The organism is Vibrio sp. SCSIO 43137, assembly GCF_028201475.1.
GTDB lineage: Bacteria > Pseudomonadota > Gammaproteobacteria > Enterobacterales > Vibrionaceae > Vibrio.
Genome location: NZ_CP116383.1, coordinates 3,098,494 through 3,121,678, shown reverse-complemented (window position 1 = coordinate 3,121,678; position 23,185 = coordinate 3,098,494). Strand labels below are relative to the sequence as shown.

21 protein-coding genes are annotated in these 23,185 nt (G+C 47.2%); 8 read left to right on the top strand and 13 right to left on the bottom strand.

What is annotated here, in order from left to right; all coding sequences use genetic code 11:
• Positions 1-16 precede the first annotated feature (16 nt).
• A complete protein-coding gene (locus tag PK654_RS14635; RefSeq protein ID WP_271696686.1) occupies positions 17-652 on the bottom strand; it encodes a 3'-5' exonuclease in 636 nt (211 codons plus the stop codon).
• A gap of 41 nt (positions 653-693) precedes the next feature.
• Entirely contained in the window at positions 694-2,520 is a 1,827-nt protein-coding gene (locus PK654_RS14630; protein ID WP_271696685.1) for a DUF294 nucleotidyltransferase-like domain-containing protein, read from the bottom strand.
• A 215-nt stretch (positions 2,521-2,735) separates the two neighbouring features.
• On the opposite strand from PK654_RS14630, the gene PK654_RS14625 reads away from it, so the two are divergent.
• Together PK654_RS14625 and PK654_RS14620 are read left to right on the top strand one after the other, a co-directional pair.
• Positions 2,736-3,902, top strand: a complete 1,167-nt coding sequence (locus PK654_RS14625) for a 3-phenylpropionate MFS transporter (RefSeq protein WP_271696684.1) — start codon at positions 2,736-2,738, stop codon at positions 3,900-3,902.
• A gap of 92 nt (positions 3,903-3,994) precedes the next feature.
• Positions 3,995-7,429: a hybrid sensor histidine kinase/response regulator gene (locus PK654_RS14620; protein WP_271696683.1), complete on the top strand. Its 3,435-nt coding sequence runs from the start codon at positions 3,995-3,997 to the stop codon at positions 7,427-7,429.
• 88 nt (positions 7,430-7,517) lie between these two features.
• On the opposite strand, the gene PK654_RS14615 is transcribed toward PK654_RS14620, so the two are convergent.
• From PK654_RS14615 to PK654_RS14600, 4 genes are all read right to left on the bottom strand, one after another.
• The gene (locus tag PK654_RS14615; protein ID WP_271696682.1) at positions 7,518-9,221 is read right to left on the bottom strand and encodes a sodium:solute symporter family protein; all 1,704 of its coding nucleotides are present in this window, start codon (positions 9,219-9,221) and stop codon (positions 7,518-7,520) included.
• A gap of 12 nt (positions 9,222-9,233) precedes the next feature.
• A complete protein-coding gene (locus tag PK654_RS14610) occupies positions 9,234-9,500 on the bottom strand; it encodes a DUF4212 domain-containing protein (RefSeq protein WP_271696681.1) in 267 nt (88 codons plus the stop codon).
• 189 nt (positions 9,501-9,689) lie between these two features.
• Positions 9,690-10,325, bottom strand: coding sequence for a response regulator transcription factor (locus tag PK654_RS14605; protein WP_271696680.1), 636 nt, complete (start codon positions 10,323-10,325; stop codon positions 9,690-9,692).
• A 181-nt stretch (positions 10,326-10,506) separates the two neighbouring features.
• Positions 10,507-12,303, bottom strand: a complete 1,797-nt coding sequence (locus tag PK654_RS14600) for a protein-disulfide reductase DsbD (RefSeq protein WP_271696679.1) — start codon at positions 12,301-12,303, stop codon at positions 10,507-10,509.
• A 334-nt stretch (positions 12,304-12,637) separates the two neighbouring features.
• On the opposite strand from PK654_RS14600, the gene PK654_RS14595 reads away from it, so the two are divergent.
• A complete protein-coding gene (locus tag PK654_RS14595; RefSeq protein WP_271696678.1) occupies positions 12,638-13,156 on the top strand; it encodes an FxsA family protein in 519 nt (172 codons plus the stop codon).
• 79 nt (positions 13,157-13,235) lie between these two features.
• Here the strand turns inward: PK654_RS14595 and trmL are convergent, their stop codons facing one another.
• The 3 genes from trmL to PK654_RS14580 form a co-directional block, all read right to left on the bottom strand.
• A complete protein-coding gene (gene trmL, locus PK654_RS14590; protein ID WP_271696677.1) occupies positions 13,236-13,715 on the bottom strand; it encodes a tRNA (uridine(34)/cytosine(34)/5-carboxymethylaminomethyluridine(34)-2'-O)-methyltransferase TrmL in 480 nt (159 codons plus the stop codon).
• Positions 13,716-13,793: 78 nt separating this feature from the next.
• Complete coding sequence (gene cpxA / locus PK654_RS14585) at positions 13,794-15,179, bottom strand: envelope stress sensor histidine kinase CpxA (RefSeq protein ID WP_271696676.1); 1,386 nt, start codon at positions 15,177-15,179, stop codon at positions 13,794-13,796.
• Positions 15,179-15,865: a response regulator gene (locus PK654_RS14580; protein ID WP_271696675.1), complete on the bottom strand. Its 687-nt coding sequence runs from the start codon at positions 15,863-15,865 to the stop codon at positions 15,179-15,181. The genes cpxA and PK654_RS14580 overlap by 1 nt, the downstream gene beginning before the upstream one ends.
• Positions 15,866-16,050: 185 nt before the next feature.
• Between PK654_RS14580 and PK654_RS14575 the strand changes: the two genes are divergently transcribed.
• The 3 genes from PK654_RS14575 (at position 16,051) to pfkA (ending at position 18,863) form a co-directional block, all read left to right on the top strand.
• A complete protein-coding gene (locus PK654_RS14575) occupies positions 16,051-16,590 on the top strand; it encodes a CpxP family protein (protein ID WP_271696674.1) in 540 nt (179 codons plus the stop codon).
• Between the two features lie 139 nt (positions 16,591-16,729).
• Positions 16,730-17,638, top strand: a complete 909-nt coding sequence (fieF, locus tag PK654_RS14570) for a CDF family cation-efflux transporter FieF (protein WP_271696673.1) — start codon at positions 16,730-16,732, stop codon at positions 17,636-17,638.
• A gap of 262 nt (positions 17,639-17,900) precedes the next feature.
• Entirely contained in the window at positions 17,901-18,863 is a 963-nt protein-coding gene (gene pfkA, locus PK654_RS14565; protein ID WP_271696672.1) for a 6-phosphofructokinase, read from the top strand.
• 112 nt (positions 18,864-18,975) lie between these two features.
• Here the strand turns inward: pfkA and tpiA are convergent, their stop codons facing one another.
• Entirely contained in the window at positions 18,976-19,746 is a 771-nt protein-coding gene (gene tpiA / locus PK654_RS14560; RefSeq protein ID WP_271696671.1) for a triose-phosphate isomerase, read from the bottom strand.
• 275 nt (positions 19,747-20,021) lie between these two features.
• Here tpiA and PK654_RS14555 point away from each other — a divergent pair, with 275 nt between their 5' ends.
• Complete coding sequence (locus PK654_RS14555; protein WP_271696670.1) at positions 20,022-20,369, top strand: 5-carboxymethyl-2-hydroxymuconate Delta-isomerase; 348 nt, start codon at positions 20,022-20,024, stop codon at positions 20,367-20,369.
• 29 nt (positions 20,370-20,398) lie between these two features.
• Here the strand turns inward: PK654_RS14555 and PK654_RS14550 are convergent, their stop codons facing one another.
• From PK654_RS14550 to glpX, 3 genes are all read right to left on the bottom strand, one after another.
• Complete coding sequence (locus PK654_RS14550; protein ID WP_271696669.1) at positions 20,399-20,734, bottom strand: DUF3135 domain-containing protein; 336 nt, start codon at positions 20,732-20,734, stop codon at positions 20,399-20,401.
• A 128-nt stretch (positions 20,735-20,862) separates the two neighbouring features.
• A complete protein-coding gene (locus PK654_RS14545) occupies positions 20,863-21,480 on the bottom strand; it encodes a helix-turn-helix transcriptional regulator (protein WP_271696668.1) in 618 nt (205 codons plus the stop codon).
• Between the two features lie 184 nt (positions 21,481-21,664).
• A complete protein-coding gene (glpX, locus tag PK654_RS14540; protein WP_271696667.1) occupies positions 21,665-22,672 on the bottom strand; it encodes a class II fructose-bisphosphatase in 1,008 nt (335 codons plus the stop codon).
• 270 nt (positions 22,673-22,942) lie between these two features.
• Between glpX and zapB the strand changes: the two genes are divergently transcribed.
• Positions 22,943-23,185 carry a cell division protein ZapB gene (gene zapB / locus PK654_RS14535; protein WP_271696666.1) on the top strand — a complete coding sequence of 81 codons (243 nt, stop codon included), beginning with the start codon at positions 22,943-22,945 and terminating at the stop codon, positions 23,183-23,185.

Genomic DNA, 23,185 nt, shown 5'->3' with positions numbered 1-23,185 from the left:
ACCTGAATTTTCGTCGTTATCTCAGGTAAGCCGAGGTAAGAGCGGGCAGATCACCATATCTGAGCCGCACATAGACAAGGGCTGCAGAGATAGCGTCCTGCAGGGCATCGTGCTTATTGTCTTGCTCAGGAAGATCTAAGTGTTTGCAGATGGCATCCAGACTGAGGTCGAAGTAGGCATTTGGCAGGTGACGCTCAAGCTTTTCGTGATAGATATGGCTCACTTCTATCAGCTGGTTGGGCAGGGGAAAGCCAAGGTGTTTCTGGCAGGCGATATCCAGAATAGTCTTGTCATAACGGATATGGTAACCAACCAGAGGGCGGTTGCCGATAAACTCCAGCAAGGCTGAAATAGCCTCTTTCTCACTCATGCCGTCAATTAAATCCTGATGGCGGATTCTATGGATTCTAACAGAACCTGAGTCAAGGGATTGCGGAGCCCTGAGACGCACGTAAAAAGGCTCGCTGGTGATAATCCGGTTGTTGATTATCTTGGTCGCAGCAATGGTAACCAATTCGGCTCTGTGAGGATCAAGGCTGGTGGTTTCACAGTCCAGAGACACATACTCTTTGTTGTCAGGCGCGGTAAAAAGCCCCTGATAAGGGGAGCCTTTCAGTTTGTAGTTCCACCAACGCCTTAATAACCAATTCATATCTACCGCCTAGCTGATTATGTTACTCCGTTTATGCGGAGCTATTCCCGGATCTGATAGTGATAACCCAGCCACTGCTTAAACTTTTTCACCACATGCAGGCTGTGCCTGAGCAGATCCCGCTCAGTACGATCCAGCAGTTTTAAGTCGACCTTGTTGTGAGTGTGCTGAAGGGAAAGTTGCTGGGATAATCGCAGCTTAAAAAACAGCTTCAGGGCTTCACTGAGGTTATCTGCGGTCTCCTGCTCCAGTACTTTTTTCTTCTGCAGGGCTTCTATACGATCGAAGGTATTATTTTCATTGATGCTGTTTTCCAGCGTCAGCGCCCTGATTCCGTGCACAATAGGAAATATTCCGCCCTGTTTTAGATCGACACCTGACTTAGAGCTCTTCACATTACCGAACAGGGTGAGCGGGATAGAGAAATTAAGCGCCGGACGGGTAAATTCAGTCAGTATCAGCTCTTGATCGGCCATCAGGTTAGTCAGGTGCTGTTTTACCGGTGTCAGCAGAGATTTATTGCCGGCTACAGGATGAGCATCGGCAACAATAGCCAGCTTCATTACCTGTTCTGCGTTGGCTTTTTTAACCCAGCCGGAAAGGGTCTTTTGCCAGCTATCCTGAGTTTTTACCCACTCAGGGTTGTTTACCATTACCTTACCGGGGCAGAGCGGATAACCGAGCTGTTGCAAGGTATGAGTAAGTGTATCCATGGTTGGCTGAAGCTGAGGTAAGTCTGCTCCGTCTCTGATAATAAGGGCGTTGTCCTGATCGGTTTTCAGGATCTGCTCTCCTCTGCCTTCAGAGCCAAGTACCATCAGGCAGATATCCTCTCTCAATGCAGGGGGAACGGTAAGCTCAAAGGCCTTTTCAATGATCTGCTCATTAACGGCAGAAATCAGCTCCATAATAAAACGAGTACGGATACCATTGTTCAGCAGGCTGTCTACCAGATTTCTCTGCCGGTTTGCCGCCAGTGCCAATTCTTCAATGGTGGTGGCTCTGGCGATACTCAGGGTGAGCACATGAGAGTGGGTTGAGAAGGCACTCAATATCTGAGTCATATCCAGCATACCGACAGCTTCACTGCCGTCACACACCATCACTCGTTTCATTCTGTTTTTAGTCATGGAGATCATGGCATTAAACAGAAAGTCGCCATCTTCAACATGGAATACCGGGAAGGTTGAGATAACGCCGATCTCTGTATCCAGCGGGTGTCCCTCAAGCATAACGGCATGCAGCATATTGGTACGGGTGACTATACCGTAGGGAAGCTGATGCGGGTTTTCTGAGACTCTTGGGTCATCTTCATTTAACTTCACCAGAGCTGCATCCAGTCGTTTCTCTTTCAGCATTTCCGTTACTGATTGCAGTGAAAGTTCCGGTTGCAAAATGAGTGGCGGATGATAAATGGTGCTGTCGACTTTGGTCAGGATAAACTCGGCCAGATTCTGCTGTTGCTGCGCTGCTTCAATCAGCTCCTGTCGCTTAGCCAGGTTGTTATCAAAGTAAGCGGCAAACTCGGCATTGCCGTTATAAAGTTTTAAGAATATATGTTTAGGTAACAGGTAGGCTAGGGTATCTTCCAGTGCAATATATTTGTGTTTTACCGTACCTTCAAACTGGGAGCGGACATCAAACAGATCATCATTAGCGTAATGGGCAAAAATCTCGCTGTCGTCTGCGGAACGCTCTTCCACAGCACCTTTAATAAGTATAAATAGCTGCTCACTACTCTCCCCGGGCTTGAGCAGAGGTTCTTTCTCCCGATAGTAAGCCACATCCAGAGATGAACGAAGTAACTCTTGCTGATCTTCTGAAAGTCGGTCAAAAGGGGGAGATTGGGTATTAAACTTATCAGGCATAATGAGATCGCCACCAGTGAAGGAACCTAATCTAAGTCTGACAAATTTACCCTAATCCTCCAGACGACTTTGGTCTAATGCAGCTCTGCTGCTAGTCAGAACTGAGAAGTCCTCCGTTTTTTGGGGAAATAAATGTACAAAACAATTCCCTTTTTTGAAAAGGGTATTGGCTGCATAATATGCGCGATTATTGATATATAACTTCAGGTTGTTCTATGTTGTCTCCGACCCCATACGGCTGGATATCCCAGTATTTTATCGGCTTCTTTTTTGCCTACGGTGTCTATATCCCGTTTTGGGCGCTCTGGTTTGAGGATCAGGGTGTTTCAGCCGCAGATATCGGTTTGCTTATGGGGATTGCCTTTGGCGCACGATGTGTAGCGAACTTAGTGTTAACTCCGCGTTTACACAAAGTTGAACATATGATCCCGGCCATTCGCTGGTTAAGCTTCCTTTCTGTTCTGTTTATCTGGTTCCACTTCTTTACCGGTGGTAATTTCTGGCTGATGGCATTGGCAACCGTGCTATTTAACGCCTGTTGCGGCCCTGCCATTCCTCTGTCTGATGCCATGGCAAACTACTACTCCAGACTGAAGCTACTCGACTACGGCCGTACCCGTTTATGGGGTTCAATCGCCTTTATTGCCGGCTCGACAGTGGTGGGCTATCTGGTATCACTTTATGGTACGGATATGATTGTTCATACCGCACTGGCAGGTACCGCAGTTGGTTTACTGCTGGCTATGCGCACACCGAATCCTGCTCCGGTCTCTGAGAGTGCATCAGATTCGGAACGACCAAAAGTGCTGGCACTGTTGGCTGACAAAGAGATTATGCGCTTTGTTATTCTTCTGTCACTGCTGCACGGAAGCCACGCTGCCTACTACAGCTTTAGTTCGATTTACTGGAAATCGGCCGGTTATGCAGAGAGCACCATTGGCTATCTTTGGAGTTTAGGGGTTATCGCAGAGATAACGGTATTTGCCGTCAGCAAAAGGGTGTTTGCCGGTCTTAGCCTGAGAACTCTGTTTGTTATTGCCTCTGTTGGTGCGGTTGTGCGCTGGAGCTTAACAGCCATGACCACAGAACTCTGGGTGATTGCACTGGTCCAGACGCTGCACGGCATTACCTTTGCTACTGCGCATATCGCGGCCATTCAGTATATTCAACGCGCCAGAGAGAATGAAATTGTGCCTCTTCAGGCCATTTATAATGCTATCCCTATGGGCGCCTTTACGGCTCTGATGATGGCGCTGACCGGCTGGGGCTACGAGCTTTATGGTGCCAATGTATTCTGGGCCATGGCCGTTATGGGTGTGATGGCTCTGTTTGTAAAAGTTGAACAAAAGAAAACCGTACCTGAAGCACAGATTCAAAGTTAATAGCTTGTAACTGATTGAGTTAAAAAAACATCTTTGACTACACTAACACCGGGGTGAGTTCATCCCGGTTTTTTTGTATAAGGGATATTACAATGCAGGGTTGGCTCGTCGTTCCGGTAACACTCACCTATCTGGGAGTGCTTTTTCTTATTGCCTGGTATGGAGACCGGCAGACAAAATGGCTGTCGAACTGGCGTCCGTGGATTTATAGCTTATCCATTGCTGTTTACTGTACCTCGTGGACGTTTTACGGAACGGTAGGGCAGGCAAGCAGCAACCCATGGTCTTTTCTGCCTATTTATATCGCCCCTATTATTGTGTTTGCTTTTGGCTGGAGGATTCTGGCCCGTCTGATCCTGATTGCCAAAAGGGAACATATCACCTCCATTGCTGACTTTATTGCGGCCCGCTACGGAAAATCTCAGGGGCTGGCGGTCACTGTTACTCTTATTGCTGTCGCCGGGATTCTTCCTTATATCGCCCTGCAATTGCGTGGTATTACCATGGGACTGGATATTCTGGCTCCGGATCTTGGTACCCATTTAGGTTATCAGGACAGCCATATTTCCTGGTTTGTTGTCGGTGCTTTGGCGGTGTTTACTATGCTATTTGGTACTCGTCATATTGATAATACAGAGCATCACCGCGGCATGATGATGGCTGTCGCCTTTGAGTCTCTGGTTAAGCTGGCGGCGTTTCTGGTGGTTGGTCTGTTTATTCTCTATCTGGCCATGAGCCGTTCAGAAGTTCACCTTATTGATATGGCAGTGGCCAGTTATCAGGCTCCAAATGTTCCCGGGCTGGTGGTTCATACCCTGCTGACTATGGCGGCGATTATCTGTCTTCCGCGCCAGTTTCATACCATGGTGGTGGAGAACGAAAGGGCTCAGGATCTGCATGTTGCCCGTAAAGTATTTCCTGCCTATCTGATTTTAATGGGCTTATTTGTACTGCCTATTGCATGGGTCGGCCAGAGCATCTTGTCCGGCAGCTCTGCGGATACCTATGTTATCAGCCTGCCGCTGGCGTTTGGCGCTACGGATATTGCTTTGCTGGCCTTTCTTGGCGGCACCTCTGCGGCCAGCGGCATGGTGATAGTCTCAACCATTGCACTGGCAATTATGGTATCCAACGATCTGGTGCTGCCTCTGTTATTGCGCCGGATGCGCCTTTCGCAAAGAACCCATCTGCACTTCTCCGGTTTGCTGCTGAACATTCGGCGAACCCTTATTATGCTGATTCTGTTGGGGGCATGGGGCTTTTATATGGCACTGGACAGCATTCGTTCACTTTCGGTGATCGGGCTGCTCTCTTTTGCTGCTATCGCTCAGTTCGCTCCTGCACTTGTCGGGGGCATGTACTGGCGGTTAGGTAACCGTAAAGGGGTGTATGTCGGGCTACTGTTTGGTTTCACCATCTGGCTGGTTACCCTGATGAGCCAGACCGATATGCTGGCCGGGGATTACAGATCGAATGTATTGCTATGGCTGATTGAACCACCGGCGTTACTTTCTGACTGGAATATGAGTGGTTCAGACTGGGGAATGATGCTCAGTTTACTGGTCAATACCCTCTGTTATATCTCTATTTCTCTGGTCACCAGAGCGAGTCTGAGTGAGCGGCTACAGTCAGCGGCATTTGTCGGAACCCCTCTGCCTGAGAGTGAGAATGTCAGCCTGTATCAGAGCCGGGTAACCGTTGCTGAGCTGGAGATGCTGGCGTCCCGTTTTGTCGGCCGTGCCCGTGCACGATCCTCTTTTAACAATTTCTGGCGACAGCACAGTAAAACCCTGATGCCCAATCAGCAAGCACCCTCTGGTCTAATTCGTCATACAGAACGATTGTTGGCGGGTGTATTTGGTGCTTCTTCGGCGAAGTTGGTACTTACCTCTGCCCTTAAGGGTAAAAACATGCAACTGGAAGAGGTTGCCACTATTGTGGATGAAGCCTCTGAACTGTACGACTTCAGCCGTGGCTTGCTGCAAGGGGCAATTGAGCATATCAGTCAGGGTATTACTGTTGTCGATAAACAGCTGAGAATGGTGGCGTGGAATCAGCGCTACCTTGAGATGTTCGAGTTTCCGCCGGGATTGGTTCAGGTAGGAAGACCGATAGCCGATGTGATCCGCCATAATGCAGAACAAGGGCTTTGCGGCCCCGGTGATCCTGAAGAGCATGTACGCAAGCGTGTCTACCACCTTGAGTGCGGAACTCAGCACACCTCTTCACGAACGTACCCTGACGGCAGGGTGATTGAGGTGCAGGGAAACCCTATGCCGGGAGGCGGATTTGTTATGAGTTTTAGTGACATTACCGTGTTCCGTGAGGCAGAAAAGACCTTAAAAGAGGTGAATGAGAATCTGGAGAGCCGGGTAAAAGAGCGAACCAAAGAGCTGGAAGAGCTAAACAAAAGGCTGGTTTCAGCAACCCAGAGCGCCAATACCGAATCTCAGTCCAAAACCCGTTTCTTGGCGGCAGTGAGTCATGATCTGATGCAGCCCCTCAATGCTGCCCGTCTGTTTGCATCATCGTTGTCAGAAACCGCTAAAGATGGCGAAACCAAACAGTTGTCAGGTCATATTGAGAGTGCGCTGGGGGCGGCGGAAGAGCTGATAGGCGATCTGCTGGATATTTCACGGCTGGAGTCGGGCAAGCTGGAGACCAATGTACGCTACTTTAAGCTGAATGAAGTGCTGGATAACCTGAATGCGGAATTCTCTGCACTGGCAAAACAGCAGCAGATAGATTTTCATCTGGTGCCGTCGGAGTTGATTGTCCGTTCTGATCCTAAGTTGTTGCGTCGGGTACTACAGAACTTCCTAACCAATGCGTTTCGCTATAATCCTAAAGGCAAAGTGCTGCTGGGGGCGAGAAGGGTCAAAGGTGATGTGAGAATCGAGGTGTGGGACAACGGAATGGGGATCGTTCCTGAGAAGCAGTCAGAAATTTTTGAGGAGTTTACCCGCGGTGATGCCAGCCATGTGTCACAGGGGCTGGGGATTGGGCTGGCCATCTCCCGAGGCATTGCCAGAGTTCTGCAACATGATATTGGTTTGCGCTCATGGCCTGAAGAGGGAACGGTTTTCTCCATCAGCTTAGACAGAGGGAAGATGGTAGAAGAAGAGAAAAGAGAACCCAGCCAGCAACAGGAAAGTTCACCGCTTCAGCATATCAGAGTGCTATGTGTTGATAATGAATCTGAGATCCTTGCAGGAATGCGCAATCTGCTTGAGCGTTGGGGCTGTCAGGTCAAAACCGCTAAGGATCTGGTTGAGAGCATGAAGACGTTAGAAAACGGCTGGGTACCTGATGTGATTTTCTCCGATTATCGTCTCGACTACGGAAGAACCGGCCTTGAAGTATTGCAGCAGTGCAGGTTAAGACTGGGCGATAGTTTTGAAGGGGTAATTATCAGCGCAGACCGAACAGACGATATGTTAAGTGCCATTAAGTCTAACGGTTTCAGTTTTATCGCTAAGCCGGTTAAACCATTAAAGCTAAGAGCAGTATTAAACAGGGTGAGTTAATAGCCGTTAAAAAATATCAGCAGGAAAGAAAAAGGGCTCAGATTTAAATCTGAGCCCTTTCTGTATATAGCTGTTTAGCTAGTTAGGATTAATGGTCGTGAGCTGCGCCCGCACCCTTAGGGTAACGGATAGATTCAACCATCTCCTGTACATCTTTTGGTACTTCAGCAGTAAACTTGTTGACTACGATAGAGACAATGAAGTTCACACACATACCCAGAGTACCGATACCCTCAGGGCTGATACCGAACCACCAGTTATCAGGTGTATTAGCTGCCGGGTTTACAAACTTGAAGTAGATGATGTAAGCCGCAGTAAACGCGATACCTGAAAGCATACCTGCAATTGCACCTTCTTTATTCATCTTCTTATAGAAGATACCCAGAATAATGGCAGGGAAGAAGGATGACGCTGCCAGACCGAAGGCGAATGCCACCACCTGTGCCACGAATCCTGGCGGGTTAATACCCAGATAGCCCGCACAAACTATGGCAAAGAAGGCTGCGAAACGGGCGGCGAGCAGCTCCTGTTTATCCGTCATATCCGGTTTAAAGCCTTTCTTCAGCAAGTCGTGGGATATGGAGGTAGAGATTACCAGTAGCAGACCTGCTGCTGTGGATAACGCTGCCGCCAGACCACCGGCTGCCAGTAGGGCTACAACCCAGTTAGGTAGTTTAGCAAGCTCAGGTGAAGCCAGTACGATGATATCGCGGTTGATCTTCATCTCGTTACGCTCATCGCCGGAGTAGAACATCTTGCCGTCGCCGTTCTTATCTTCCCAGGCTACCAGACCAGTGCTTTCCCAGTTCTTATACCAGCTAGGTGCTTCAGTTGCCGCAACACCTTTCATGTCCGGACCATTGATAGTATCGATCATGTTTACACGAGCGAACGCTGCTACTGCAGGAGCAGTTGTGTACAGGAATGCGATAAATACCAAAGCCCAACCAGCAGAGATACGTGCATCAGATACTTTAGGTACAGTGAAGAAACGGATGATTACGTGAGGCAGACCCGCAGTACCAACCATCAGTGCGGCACAGATAAAGAATACGTCAACCATACTCTTAGAGCCGTCTGTATAGGCGGTAAAGCCGAGCTCCTGTGTCAGGCCATCCAGTTTATCCAGCAGGTAAACATCACTACCGGCCATGGTTGAACCGAAGCCGATTTGTGGAACTGGCGTGCCAGTCATCATCAGTGAGGTAAAGATTGCAGGAACCATAAAGGCAAAAATCAGAACACAGTACTGTGCAACCTGCGTATAGGTGATACCTTTCATGCCGCCAAGTACGGCGTAGAAGAACACAACACCCATACCGATAACGATACCCATGTTAATGTCTACTTCCAGGAAGCGGGCAAATACCACACCTACACCACGCATCTGACCCGCTACATAAGTAAACGAGACGAAGATGGCACAGAATACCGCAACCATACGTGCTGTTTTGGAGTAGTAACGGTCACCGATAAAGTCTGGCACAGTAAACTTACCAAACTTACGCAGGTAAGGTGCAAGACAAAGTGCCAGAAGTACATAACCGCCGGTCCAGCCCATCAGGTAAACACCACCATCGTAACCGATGAAAGAGATGATACCCGCCATTGAGATAAACGATGCTGCAGACATCCAGTCCGCTGCGGTCGCCATACCATTTGCCACAGGGTGAACACCACCACCGGCAACATAGAATTCACTTGTCGAGCCTGCGCGAGCCCAAATTGCGATGCCGATATATAGCGCAAATGTAATACCGACTAAAATAAAGGTCCAAGTTTGAATATCCATTTCCAAAGCCTCTTAGTCTTCCTGTACGTTGTATTTTTTATCGAGCGAGTTCATTCGCGCAACATAAACAAAAATCAGCGCCACAAAGGTATATATTGAACCTTGTTGAGCAAACCAGAAACCTAGTTTAAAGCCGCCAAATTGAATTGCGTTCAGGGCATCCACAAACAAGATTCCTGCTCCGTAAGAGACTAAGAACCAGATTGCAAGTAGCGACCCCATGATGGTCAAGTTTTCCTTCCAGTAGGCTTGAGCGTGATCCGATGATTCGAATGCCATGGCCTTCTCCTTCCATTTCGTTATTGGGTGTTAACAAACTGTTACGGAATTTAGATTAGCAGCCTTATATAAAGATCTCAGTGCAACTTTAGTCGGGGGAAAAAATAGCAAAACGCCCGTGAAACGGGCGTTTTTGATATCTGGGTTGAAAAATGGAGATGTTAATTAATTGTTAACTTAGCCTAAAGTCTAACTTTCTGGCTCAAGTTGCTGAAGAAGAATCACAGCCTGAGTACGGTTTTGTACGCCCAGTTTGCGGAATATGGCGGTCATATGTGCTTTGATGGTGGCTTCTGACACATTCAGTTCGTAAGCAATCTGCTTATTTAGCAGGCCGTCAGACAACATTCCGAGAACCCGGTATTGTTGCGGGGTAAGAGAGGCGATTTTATCTGCCAGATCAGTATTTACCTGACTATTTTTCAGTAAGGCTTCAGGGAAGAAGGGGTCGCCGTTCAGTACTTGGTTAAGTGCACTAACCAGTGCCCGCATATCACTGGATTTAGGAATAAAGCCGAACGCGCCGTGAGTTTTAACCTGTGCGACAACACTTGGTTCTTCACTTGCTGATATGACGACAATAGGTAGATCCGGATACTCAGCCCTTAGCTGAATCAGGCCTGACATACCATTGGCGCCCGGCATTTTCAGATCTAACAGCAATAAATCCGGTTCTGCTTCTTTCTGCAATAACTGCAGCAGGGCATCAAGGGAATCAGCTTCCAGTAAATTTGCACCACTAATCGCCATATGGACGGACTGAAACAGAGCATTTCTGAACAGAGGGTGATCATCAGCGATAATAATTGTGTAGGTCGAATCCATGACGTTATACACTCTTTGCAATTTAGTTAATATTTTACCGACTCAAGTATTGTACGCTTTGCGTCATTGAACAATGTTCATACGCTAAATTTCTGAACAGTATCGACTTTTAAGTGAATTTAGTTGCGCATTCAGTATGAATTACAGTTGAAATGTAATTCATACTGGAAATAAAAACGCACTAATTGTTGATGATACCCTGAGCCTGAAGGTGAGAGATAAAGGGCTCAGATTCCAGAAAGCCGGTTAAGCGGGCATTGGATTGATAGTTGCCTTGTGCATCCCAGAAGTCGATGGTCGGTAACCCCATTATTTTCAGTCGTTTAAATAGTTCAATATCCTGAGGGCTGTTTTTGGTGACATCAGCCTGAAGTAACACAAAATCTTTTAGCTTCTGTTCAACTTCTGGTGTGTGGAAAGTAAATTTCTCAAACTCTTTACAGGCAACACACCAGTCAGCATAGAAGTCCAGCATCACAGGCTTATTGGCCTGATTGGCCAGTACCAGTTGTTGCTCCAGTTCATCAACGGAGCTGATGCGGGTAAAGCTTAGTTTTGGCTGATAGGCTGAAGTTCCGGTTTCTCCCATCCAGTGGTTATAGACAGGTAACGCAGAACCGAGAATCCCCAACATAGCAAGGATGCCGATCAGGCTCTGCTTCCATCCGCCAAATTCTAACTGGTTTTTCAGGTGATAGAGCCAGCTAAAGGCAGACACACCCAGAACACCCCATAAGGTGACTGCCCACGTTTCAGGGATAATTCTTTCAATCAGGTAAACCGGTGCGGCAAGCAGAATAAAGCCAAACAGAATTTTGACTCTGTCCATCCATGCTCCGGCTTTAGGCAGTAGCTTGTTACCAAATACGGCTACAATCATCAGCGGAATACCCATACCCAGCCCCAGAGCGTAAAGGGCGACACCACCGGTTAGCAGATCACCACTCTGAGCCACATAGAGCAGGGCACCGGAAAGTGGTGCAGTAGTGCAAGGGGAGCAGACCAGACCTGAAATTGCCCCCATCAGGAACACGCCCCAGACTTTACCGCCCTGCTGTTTGTTACTTTGGTCGTTCAGCCATGTCTGCACAGAAGAAGGCAACTGAATGGTATACAGGCCAAACATAGAGAGCGCCAGCAATACAAACATAATGCTGAGGCCGATCAATACGTACGGGTGTTGCAGGGCAGCCTGAAACTGCAGGCCGGCAGAAGCGACAACCAGACCCAGCAGAGTATAAGTGAGTGCCATTCCCTGAACATAGATAAATGACAAGCCCAGCGCGCGCGAATGAGAAAGCTTGCCGCTACCCAGCACAATGCCTGTCAGTATCGGGTACATAGGGAATACACAAGGAGTAAAGGCCAGACCTACCCCCAGAGCCAGAAACAGAAACGGTGTCCACCAATTATCACTAAGGTTGCCGGCCAATTGAGATTCACGGCTGGCAGGAGCAGAAGGTTCAGCCGGTGACGGTGCAGAGGCGGCCGGGATTGCAGTTGAGTTATTAGCGGAAGATATCGGTGTCAGGTTAATAACAAGGGTTTCCGGCGGATAGCAGAAGCCCGCTTCGGCACAGCCCTGATACTTCACGATAAGTCTGGCGTTGTCGGCGACAGAGAACAGCGGCACTTTGATGGTCAGGGGTTGCTTGTAGATCTGAACCGCGCCAAAGAACTGATCTTTATAAGGCTTACCATCTCTCTGTTCAACTGGGCCTATTTCACCGTTTTCTATACTGACGGAAAACTGATGCTGATAAAGGTAATAGCCGGGAGTGACATCCCATTCAAGGTAGACAGTATTGTTAATCTGGTTTCCGCTGAAAGGGAAAGCCTTATCGACAGTGACGAAACGGGAGTTGCTGTTATCAAATGATGAAGTTGAGCTCTGTTGCTCGTTATTACCGAACAGAGCAGAGGCGGAAAATGAGACCGACAGCAGCCCGATCATCAGGCTATATAAAAAAGCGCGCATAGAATGTTGTAAACCCTAGATACATGTAGGAGATAAGACCCACCATTCAAACAATTAGTTTCATCTTATCCTTATTTAGCTAGATGCAAAACCGATTAAGCCGGAAAAGAAGGCTTTCACAAGTGTTTTACTTCAGGGGAATGTGTATCAGCTACAGGCTCACTTCTTATAAGTCAGTTAATAATGAGTGGCAAAACCTCTGTTATCTCCTGCTGATGCTAGATAATTAACCTGCACATTGGTAGGGTATAGCAACGCTTAGGCAATACTCTGGTATTTGCTACAAATTATAAATGTTTCCCGTACCGGGAAACCTGAACTGACGGGTGCGAGTGTGTTTCCGATACTACTGTTGCTGTTTATTTGTGTTCCTATTATCGAGATAGGTCTGTTTATTCAGGTTGGAGGTTTTCTTGGCCTCTGGCCTACTATTGCTCTGGTGCTGGTGACCGCTTTTGTTGGTGCTTCACTGGTAAGAAGTCAGGGTTTACAGACACTGATGTCTGTACAAGGTCGCCTTCAGCAGGGGGAAATTCCTGCCCAGCAGATTCTGGAAGGGGTAATGCTGGCTGTGGCTGGTGTGCTTCTGTTAACACCCGGGTTTATGACCGATGCTTTAGGCATGTTGGTGTTACTTCCTGCCCCGAGAGCCCGGATTGCAAAAGAGCTGATGAAAAGAGTAAAGGTTAACTCTATGTCTGCCGGAGGCTTTCATGCTCATGGTGGCTTTGGTCAGTCGCCGTTTGGACAAGATCCTTTCCAGCAGCGTGGCGATGAGAATAATACTTTTGAAGGTGAGTTTGAGCGTAAGGATGAGAATAAACCAAACGATGATAATAACCGCTTAAACTAGGTTAACCTGAATAGAAGAAAGGGAGCTATGAAGTAGCTCCCTTTCGTTTTTCTTAACCGGTATTATTCTCAAGTGTGGTTTAGATAGCACCGTTAAAATCAAACTGACGCCAGGCTTCAAAAGCGATAATAGCAACAGCGTTGGACAAGTTCAGGCTACGGCTGTCCGGCATCATAGGAATGCGGATGCGTTGCTCCATCGGCAGGCTTTCAATCAGCTCAGCCGGTAGTCCACGGGTTTCCGGACCAAACAGCAAAACGTCACCCTGACGGAATTTTGCATCAACATGATGGCCTGTTGTTTTGGTGGTACAGGCAAACAGGCGATAGCTTCCTTCTCTTTCCTTTTCCAGATATTGAACAAAAGCATCCAGATTTTTATGCCGCTTTACCCTTGCCAGATCATGATAGTCCAGTCCGGCTCTGCGAACCTTTTTCTCATCAAGATCAAATCCCAGCGGTTCAATAAGGTGAAGATTAGCGCCGCAGTTTGCGCAGAGACGAATAATATTACCTGTATTTGGTGCGATCTCAGGTTCGTATAGAGCGATATCCAGCATAGTTCTGTTGTGATTGTGAAAGTGATGGGCGAGAGTATAACCAAAGTCGTGATACAAACCAGTATCACGACCTGTTTTTTAAGCTTGTACCGGTAGGGTTATGGTGACCTTCAGGCCTCCTTTATCACTCTTTTCAGCAACAATGGTTCCGTTGTGCTGCCTTACGGCACTCTCAGTAATCGCCAGTCCGAGGCCAGCTCCGCCGGAGTTTCTGTCTCTTGCTGTGGAAACGCGGTAGAAGGGACGGAAGATATCTTTCAGCTCTGATTCCGGAACACCGTTACCATCGTCTGAAACCGTAATACTCAGTTTCTGATTATTGAGTGTAAAGCTGACACTGATTTCGCTTTCTGAGTAGTGAATAGCGTTACGGACAATATTCTCAACAGCACTCATCAGCAGGCTTGGGTTACCTGTGACGGTACACTGCGGTATCTTGCTGTAGGTGAGTGATTTACTTACCTGCTCTGCTTCAAACTGTGCATCGTCCACTAAATCTGACCATAGTGTCTCAGCGCTATGCTGTTCCCGCTGCTGGTGGCTGTTCATCTGCATACGCGAGAGTTCCAGCAGCTCACCGATCATTTTTTCCAGCCGTTCTGCTTCTGTATCTATACGTTTTAGCTCGTCACTCTCTCCCTGTTTTCTGGTTGCAAGGGCGTTCGCCATACGAAGGCGGGTTAACGGGGAGCGGAGCTCATGGGAAATATCAGACAGCAGCCTTTGGTGGCCGGACATCATCTGATTAATGGCTTCAACCATCTGGTTAAACGCAGCACCGGCTTCCCTGAATTCAGAGCTGCCTTTTTCAAGATCAGGGTCTGCAACAAACTCGCCGTTGGCAACACGAAGGGCGGCTTGTTGTAACCTTCTGGCTGGTTTACTCAGGGCATAGGCCAGCCACATCAGCAGGGGCGTACTGATCAGCATAACAACAATAAGTAGCTGAAACGGCTTATCAAACAGTTGTAAAAGGAATGGCGGCGTTCTGTCCCAGCGCTCTCCCAGATAGAGGTACATAGGTGTACGGGCAATGACAACCGGAACCGGCCCTACCACCATAAAGCTGCCATACAGCCTTTGTTGAGGACGTTCAAAACTGTCCAGGCCGGTAATAAAGTTCTGAATCGCTTTACGCTGCATAGGCGGGTGTTGACTGATTAAGGCACCGTTGGTATCCGTCAGGTAGATTGTGGGCTTTCTGTCATCCCGGTCTCTTTTTCTATGCTGACTGTGGCGTTCCAGCTCCCTTAACGAACCGACCAATGAAAAAGCATCGCCGTACTCGTCTGTAATATATTCGGCAATACGTTCAAGTTTATTAATATTGGCTTTAGGTGCCATATGAGTCTGTCTCGGGTCATATTGCTGGGCAATCAAAACACCGATAAGAACCAGAAACATTGTGAACCAGAATATGGCGAAAATCCTGCCATACAGGTTGGAAATTTTGGGAATCCGCATCAGCCCTCCTCAACCAGAAGATAACCTCTGCCTCTGAGGGTTTTTATACGTGGCTTACCGTCGCTGCGTTCAGGCAGTTTTTTGCGCAGATTAGAAACATGCATATCTATGGCTCTGTCAAAAGGCGCCAGACGTTTTCCCAGTACATCCAGACTTAGTGACTCCTTGGTGATGCCTTCTCCCGGATGCTGAACAAAGTAACTTAACAGGGCAAACTCAGTCGTGGTCAGATCCAGAGGTTCTGAGTTGCAAAAGGCTTCCTGTTTGCCGGGATAGACCTTGATGCCCTGATACTGGATACAATCGCCGGCCTTTGCCGGTGATGAAGAGTGGGTGCGGCGCAATATGGCCTTAATACGGGCAAGTAGCTCTCTGTCACTGAAGGGTTTCGGAAGGTAGTCATCAGCCCCTAGTTCCAGCCCGATGACCCTGTCTATCTCCTCACCTTTGGCGGTAAGCATTAATACCGGAACTTCCCAGTGCTCGCGGAGTTTTTTTAACATATCCATACCATTCATCTTTGGCATCATAACGTCGAGCAGAATCAGATCCGTTGTTTCGTTAACAGCAGCCAGCCCGGCTTCTCCGTCGTTTGCCTCGGTAACATTGAATCCCTCATAGGTCAGAACTTCTTTTAATAGCGATGTCAGTTCAGTGTCGTCATCGACTAATAGTATGTTGGCCATCTCTGTTACCTCTGCGTTCGGCTATCTATTGTTTCTATTGTTGATCTTACAAAGAAAAATAACCACTGCTTCTCTATTTACGATTCTTTACGTTGCCTATACGTTGCTTTACTTTGGCCGGATTATTCTATACTCAACCGCTGTGAAGACAGCAGATAAACGAAAGTTAAGTAAGGAATAAGATTATGAACAAAACTAAAAAACTAGTCATCGCCGCTGCTGTTCTTCCTATGATGTTTGCTACTGCAAGTGCTTATGCATTTGGTGGTAAAGGTGGCCATGGCGGTCACGGTATGGACAGAGGCGACTTTGGCGGCAAGTGTGGCGGAATGGATCGCGGAATGTTTCGTGACCTTGACTTGACCGATGAGCAGAAAGATCAGTTCCGCGATCTGAAAGACGCTAAGCGTGACCAGATGCGCTCAAAGTTTTCTGAAAATGCAGCAGACTGGCAGGCAGAAATGCAGGCCTATCAGACTCAGGTTCAGGATCTGGTTCTGGCAGCAGATTTTGATCAGCAAAAAGCAGAGCTGCTTGCTAAAACTATGGTAGAGAAGCAGACCGAGCGTAAAGTTCAGATGCTTCAGGCTCGTCACGAAATGCTGAGCATTCTGACCGATGAGCAGAAAGCAAAACTGAAAACGCTTCAGCAAGAGAGAATGGGTGAATGTTCAGAAAGAATGCAGCGTAAAATGGATAAGTTTAGTGGAGCAAACTCTAACTAATCCGCACCGACTTCCCTTTTCTGAATGAAGCAGCCTTAAGGCTGCTTCTTTTTTATCCTGTTGAAAATGCCAGAGAGTTATATTCAAGTAGGATTATGCTGGCTATAATCAAGGCCAAATGCGTTTGATCTGACTGAGTATGAAAAAGGATTATAACCGACTGGTTACTATGGCGGCCTGGGCCGCTACGATAATCGCAACACTGCTTTTGATTGTTAAGATCATTGTCTGGTGGGTCACTGGTTCTGTCAGCCTGCTGGCATCTCTTATCGATTCTGTTCTCGATATTGCTGCATCCGGCATCAATCTGGTGGTTATCCGTTATGCCCTGCAACCGGCAGATAAAGAACACACCTTTGGTCATGGTAAGGCCGAATCCCTTGCTGCCCTTGCGCAATCCATGTTTATTTCCGGCTCCGCTTGCTTTCTTATCCTGAACGGGGTTGATCGCTTCTTCCGTCCTGAGGCATTGGAGTCACCACAACTTGGTGTCTATGTCAGCCTGTTTGCCTTCGTACTGACTCTGGGTCTGGTCACTTTTCAGAAGTACGTGGTGAGAAAAACCGGCAGTCAGGCCATTGCAGCTGACTCTCTGCACTATCAAACTGACTTGTATATGAACTTAGCCATCGCTCTGGCGCTCGGACTGAGTTATTTCGGATTCGGTCAGGCTGATGCTGTATTTGCCATTGGTATCGGCCTGTTTATTCTGTTCAGTGCTTTCAAAATGGTTAGCCAGGCAGTTCAGTCCCTGCTAGATCGTCAGTTGCCGGAAGAGGAGCTGAATGAGATTCGTAAAATAGCCATTGACGTTGATGGTGTACTTGGCGTACACCAGCTCAGAACGCGCATGTCCGGGCCGGTTCGCTTTATTCAGTTACATCTGGAACTAAATGACGAAATAACCCTGATTGAAGCCCACCGGATTTCAGATCAGGTGGAAGCGGATCTGATGGAACGTTTCCCCGAATCGGATGTTCTTATTCATCAGGACCCATATTCTGTGGTTTATGGTAGCGAAAAAGGACAGAAAGAGCTGGGTTGGTAATGTTTGCAGTTACAGAATTCAGCGACAAAACAGCGACTATTGACTATCTTTTGAACAAAAGAATGAAAGTCCGTTCGATTCTGATATGAATCAACTCAATTTTTTAGCAAAATTGTAATACTCTTTCATAAGTAAAAAAATTTCAGTGTTGTACTATAGAAGAGATACTTGAAAAAAATATAACAAGTACAGCACTTTTCTGTTTTTGGCCTTAAATGGCGTTTAGATTTTTATTATTTTTGATTTGATATCGAGGGTGAGCATGATTAAAAAAATCGGTGTTTTGACAAGCGGGGGTGATGCACCCGGAATGAACGCTGCAGTGCGTGGCGTTGTCCGTACAGCGTTGTCGTCGGGCGTTGAAGTGTATGGTGTCTATGATGGTTATCTGGGCCTGTACGAAGACCGCATTGAAAAACTTGACCGTTCCAGTGTTTCGGACGTAATCAACCGTGGTGGTACTTTCCTTGGTTCTGCGCGTTTTCCTGAATTTAAAGATGAAAAAATTCGTGAAAAAGCCATTGAGAACCTGAATAAACACGGCATTGAAGCTCTGGTTGTTATCGGCGGGGACGGCTCTTATATGGGGGCTAAGAAGCTGACTGAGATGGGTTATCCGTGTATCGGTCTTCCGGGTACTATCGATAACGATATTGCCGGTACTGACTACACAATCGGTTATCTGACAGCGTTAAACACGGTTATTGATGCTATTGACCGTCTGCGTGATACTTCTTCTTCTCACCAGCGTATCTCTATTGTTGAGATTATGGGCCGTCACTGTGGCGATCTGACTCTTATGTCTTCCATTGCCGGCGGTTGTGAGTACATCATTACTCCAGAGCGTCCGTGGAGCAAAGAGGAGCTGATTGAAAGCCTGCAGAACGGTATCGCCAAAGGTAAAAAGCACGCCATTATTACCCTTACTGAGCTGATGATGGATGCCAATGAACTGGCGAAAGACATTGAAAAAGCAACGGGTCGTGAAACTCGTGCAACGGTTCTTGGTCATATTCAGCGTGGTGGTCGTCCGACAGCGTTTGACCGCGTACTGGCTTCCCGCATGGGTAACTATGCGGTTCACCTTCTGCTGGAAGGTCACGGTGGCCGTTGTGTTGGTATCCAGAAAGAGACTCTGGTTCACCACGACATTATTGATGCGATTGAGAACATGAAGCGTCCTGTTCGTACTGATCTTTATCAGGTTGCAGACGAACTGTTCTAAGCTTTAATACAAAGCGAAATTGTGAAAAGACCACCCGAGCGGTGGTCTTTTTTTGTTGCTTTAAAACAAAAAAGCCAGCCGCAGCTGACTTTTTATTCTGAATAATCAGTAGTTAAGCTTTTGCTTCAGCGGCTGCTTTAGCAATGGCTGCAAAACCTTCTGCATCAAGAGCTGCACCACCAACTAGCGCACCGTCAATATCAGGCATAGCAAATAGCTCTGCTGCGTTACCCGCTTTAACAGAACCGCCGTACTGGATAACAACGTTCTTAGCTACTTCTTCACTAGACTCAGCAATGTGAGCACGGATAGCAGCGTGGATTTCTTGTGCTTGTTCAGCAGTAGCAGCTTTACCAGTACCGATAGCCCAGATTGGTTCGTAAGCGATGATAGCGCCGTTTAGTGCTTCAACACCCTGAGTTTTGATTACAGCATCAAGCTGACGTGCACAAACTGCAACAGTTTCACCAGCTTCGTTTTGTGCTTCTGATTCACCAATACATAGTACAGGAGTCAGGCCGTTCTCTTTAAGGAAAGCAAACTTCTGAGCAACAAACTCATCAGACTCAGCGTGGTATTCACGACGCTCAGAGTGACCGATGATGATGTGTGAAGCATCAAAATCTTTCAGCATTTCAGGAGAAAGGTCACCTGTGAATGCACCGCTGTTGTTTACGTCAGTGTTTTGTGCACCAAGAATGATTTTGCTGCCGCCTTTCTTGATTAGGTGCTCTGCCAGATCGATGTAAAGTGCCGGTGGAGCAACAGCAACGTCAACACCAGTTACGCCTTCAAGTGCAGTGTTAAGTCCGTTTAGCAGCTCAGTAACCATTGTTTTGCTGCCGTTTAGTTTCCAGTTACCCATAACTACAGGATGACGCATAGGATATCTCCAAAATAATTAATGTAAAAAATAAACAAGATTGCGAAAGAATATAACAGATCTCTGTTGCCAGATCATGACGGGAATCATGTCTTTTGCCCTTCTTTCGCGATTAGTTAAACGTTTGGTGTCAGGCAGAAGTGATCCGGTATGCAAAATAATAGCTAATTTTCCTGATACTGCATGGATTAATGTATGTTAAATGTTGCTGAAATATGAATTAATTGAAAACTGCCGATGGCAGAGACAGATCGCGGGTCTGAAAAAGGAGATTTATGCCTAACTTGGTATTGGAGTATACAAACTCAGTTGATGAAAGGGTGAATATTCAGGGGTTGCTGGAGGATCTGCATCAGGTGACTCTGGAGTGTAGACTGTTTCAGGTCAATGATGTCAAATCGCGGGCATTGCGCTGTCATCACTGGCTCATTGGCGAGCTGGAAGATAGTGAGGACTTTATTCATATCACCTTTGAGCTGCTGGAAGGAAGAAGTACAGAACAGAAGCAGCAGTTGAGTGATGCGCTTATGGCGGTGTTACAGCAGCAGGCTTCTGAAGTAAAGAGCCTGACGGTGAACGTGCGGGATATGGATCGCGACAGCTTTCGTAAGGTAATTAACTAAGCGTGTTTTATATAGCCAGCCCTGACTGGCTAATGATTGGTTCTGGGGGAGAAAGGGATAATCTCTGCACTGTTTTCCGCTTCAATGTCACCCTCCAGAACATCTTTAAATTTCCAGACCTGAGCACTGAGCTCCTGAGCCAGAACAACATTTGTCTGATAGGGGTTTTTGCATCTTTTAATCACTCTGTCTATGTGGCTCTGCTGGGCTCTCAGCCTCGGCTGCATTTCAACGGATGCGAAAGTGATTACCTTTTCACACATCTCCTGTTTAAATTCGTCGAATGCAGCAGGATTGCTTTCTGCCAGTTCAACCAACTCATCAAAAGAGGGAAGTTCAGGGTCATAAATGGCCTCGTTTTCCATGGATTTTTCCTCATTTGTAACCGGGGAAACTACTATTAGTTTAGTCAATAATGAGGAATTGCCTTAGTTTTTGCTCAAGGTTGGCTATTTGATACCTTTCCGGCCTTTTTAAAATTGACGGCAGATAGTCAGATTTGACGGAAAAGGTAGACGCAACGGCGTTCGTCGTTGACGATATGTTCTGTGCGGGTGATTTCAATGTTCTCTTCAAATAAGGCTCTGAAAACATTGAGTTCTGACTGGCAGAGAGCCGGACAACTGTTTGCGGCTTTGCAGATAGGGCAATGGTTTTCAATCAGCAGGTAGCCTTGTTCTGTCTGACCGGTTTCCGCCATATATCCGTCTTGCTCCCTGAGCTGAGCCAGTTTGGAAAGTTTGGATTCAAAAGTGCGGCTTGTCGCAAGAGCCTTTTTGTAGCGTTGTAGTGTCGCTTTTTCCCGCTCAAGGGTTACCTGCTGAACGCCTTCTTCTCCGTAAATGGCGTGTACAGCTTCAATAACCTGAACAGAGAGATCACTGTGGCGATCTGAAAACTGTTGGTGCCCCTCGGTGGTCAGTTTCCAGTTTCTGGTGGGGCGGCCCACCTTGACCTTTACATCAAAAAACTCAACCAGCCCGGAATCCTGAAGTGCCTGAAGGTGTTGACGGGCGCCCATACTGGTCATGCTGAGATCTTCAGACAGCTTTTTCGCTGTAATAGCCCCTTCACGTTTAAGTTTTTCCAGAATGATGTCAGCCGTTTTCACTTGGTTACCCTGAGAGTTTTATTCGTTTTCTTTATATCGAAAACAGACATTATGACCAATGTAATTAATAAAGTAAATTCTTGATTTATCGGGTCGAGAGAGAAGCTGAAGGCAAGCTTAGATTTAAGTTAGCAGTTTTGCGTTGAAGAGGGGAAAAATGCACGGCCGGAGCCGTGCACACTGTTTACAGGATAAGCTCTCGCACTTCTTTATCTTTGCGTTGCAGATAGTGGATAGACTTAATGCGGCGGATGGTACGACAGCGACCGCGAATCAACAGCGTTTCTGTGGTGGCAATATCGCCTTTGCGGCTGATGCCTTCCAGCAAATCACCTTTGGTGATACCAGTTGCGGAGAAGACCACATTGTCGCTGCAGGCCATATCATTCATTTCCAGCACTTTCCCTGCTTCTACGCCCATTTCTGCGCAGCGTTCCAGTTCAAGCTGGCCATGTTTGCGGTTCTCTTCTGTATCGCCTTTTACCTCATGGCGTGCCAGCAGGCGGCCGTTCATATCACCATCCAGAGCACGAATGACCGCGGCAGAAACAACACCTTCAGGAGCGCCGCCAATGCAGTACATTACGTCTACTTCGCTGTCCGGCATACAGGTAAGGATAGAGGCTGCCACATCACCGTCAGGCACAGCAAATACACGAACACCCATTTCTTGCATCTTAATGATGGTTTCATCATGACGCGGTTTCGCCAGAGTGATCACCACCAGCGTATCCAGTGTTTTACCTAATGCCCTAGCGATGTTTTTCAGGTTTTCAGTAAGAGGCTTGTTCAGATCAATACAGCCTTTTGCCTGTGGGCCTACAACGAGTTTCTCCATATACATGTCAGGAGCTTTCAGGAAGCTGCCCTTTTCACCGGCTGCAAGCACAGCAAGGGCATTGGCTTGTCCCATGGCGGTCATTCTTGTGCCTTCAATGGGATCAACTGCGATATCAACCATATCGCCGCCTAGTCCGACTTCCTCACCAATATAAAGCATAGGAGCGTCGTCAATCTCACCTTCACCGATCACTATCTCGCCACTGATGTCTGTTTTGTTTAACAGGCTGCGCATTACTTCCACAGCTGCTCCGTCAGCAGCGTTTTTATCGCCTCGTCCAAGCCATTTGTAGCCGGCAAGTGCAGCACCTTCAGTTACCCGGGAAAAAGCCATCGCCAGATCGCGTTTCATATCAACTCCAATTGATTAAGAATAGGTTAGGAAAAATTTGCCGCGATTCTATCATATAAAATTGTAATCGTTTGCATTTTTGAACTTTGAAACCATGGCTAAGCAGCGAAAGGGATTGGTGGCAGAGAAATGTCATTTGCCTGTCAGAAAGCGTACTAAATTTGAGCATACGATAAGTTTTTTACCAGATAGCCCGTGCCCATCTTGTGCTGGGTAAGTAAAATACGTCATTATTGTTTTTGTCGAACAGAACCCATGAAGGTAGGTAAAATGTCATTGGACGTATTAGAACAACTAGAAAGTAAAATTCAGACCGCAGTAGATACTATTACGTTACTGCAAATGGAAGTTGAAGAGCTTAAACAGAGCAACCAGCAACTGAGTGAGCAGGCTGAGTTGGCGAAAGAGGAAAAAGAGGCTTTAGTTCAGCAGAATCAGCAAATGCAGGAAGAGCAGGCAGCGTGGCAGCAGCGCATCAGAACTCTGCTTGGCAAAATGGAAGATGTAGAATAA

Excerpts from the sequence above, each read along its gene's own strand:
- PK654_RS14635 (WP_271696686.1), bottom strand. The coding sequence starts at position 652 with ATGAATTGGTTATTAAGGCGTTGGTGGAACTACAAACTGAAAGGCTCC.
- PK654_RS14630 (WP_271696685.1), bottom strand. The coding sequence starts at position 2,520 with ATGCCTGATAAGTTTAATACCCAATCTCCCCCTTTTGACCGACTTTCA.
- PK654_RS14625 (WP_271696684.1), top strand. The coding sequence starts at position 2,736 with ATGTTGTCTCCGACCCCATACGGCTGGATATCCCAGTATTTTATCGGC.
- PK654_RS14620 (WP_271696683.1), top strand. The coding sequence starts at position 3,995 with ATGCAGGGTTGGCTCGTCGTTCCGGTAACACTCACCTATCTGGGAGTG.
- PK654_RS14615 (WP_271696682.1), bottom strand. The coding sequence starts at position 9,221 with ATGGATATTCAAACTTGGACCTTTATTTTAGTCGGTATTACATTTGCG.
- PK654_RS14610 (WP_271696681.1), bottom strand. The coding sequence starts at position 9,500 with ATGGCATTCGAATCATCGGATCACGCTCAAGCCTACTGGAAGGAAAAC.
- PK654_RS14605 (WP_271696680.1), bottom strand. The coding sequence starts at position 10,325 with ATGGATTCGACCTACACAATTATTATCGCTGATGATCACCCTCTGTTC.
- PK654_RS14600 (WP_271696679.1), bottom strand. The coding sequence starts at position 12,303 with ATGCGCGCTTTTTTATATAGCCTGATGATCGGGCTGCTGTCGGTCTCA.
- trmL (WP_271696677.1), bottom strand. The coding sequence starts at position 13,715 with ATGCTGGATATCGCTCTATACGAACCTGAGATCGCACCAAATACAGGT.
- cpxA (WP_271696676.1), bottom strand. The coding sequence starts at position 15,179 with ATGCGGATTCCCAAAATTTCCAACCTGTATGGCAGGATTTTCGCCATA.
- PK654_RS14580 (WP_271696675.1), bottom strand. The coding sequence starts at position 15,865 with ATGGCCAACATACTATTAGTCGATGACGACACTGAACTGACATCGCTA.
- PK654_RS14575 (WP_271696674.1), top strand. The coding sequence starts at position 16,051 with ATGAACAAAACTAAAAAACTAGTCATCGCCGCTGCTGTTCTTCCTATG.
- fieF (WP_271696673.1), top strand. The coding sequence starts at position 16,730 with ATGAAAAAGGATTATAACCGACTGGTTACTATGGCGGCCTGGGCCGCT.
- pfkA (WP_271696672.1), top strand. The coding sequence starts at position 17,901 with ATGATTAAAAAAATCGGTGTTTTGACAAGCGGGGGTGATGCACCCGGA.
- tpiA (WP_271696671.1), bottom strand. The coding sequence starts at position 19,746 with ATGCGTCATCCTGTAGTTATGGGTAACTGGAAACTAAACGGCAGCAAA.
- PK654_RS14555 (WP_271696670.1), top strand. The coding sequence starts at position 20,022 with ATGCCTAACTTGGTATTGGAGTATACAAACTCAGTTGATGAAAGGGTG.
- PK654_RS14550 (WP_271696669.1), bottom strand. The coding sequence starts at position 20,734 with ATGGAAAACGAGGCCATTTATGACCCTGAACTTCCCTCTTTTGATGAG.
- glpX (WP_271696667.1), bottom strand. The coding sequence starts at position 22,672 with ATGAAACGCGATCTGGCGATGGCTTTTTCCCGGGTAACTGAAGGTGCT.
- zapB (WP_271696666.1), top strand. The coding sequence starts at position 22,943 with ATGTCATTGGACGTATTAGAACAACTAGAAAGTAAAATTCAGACCGCA.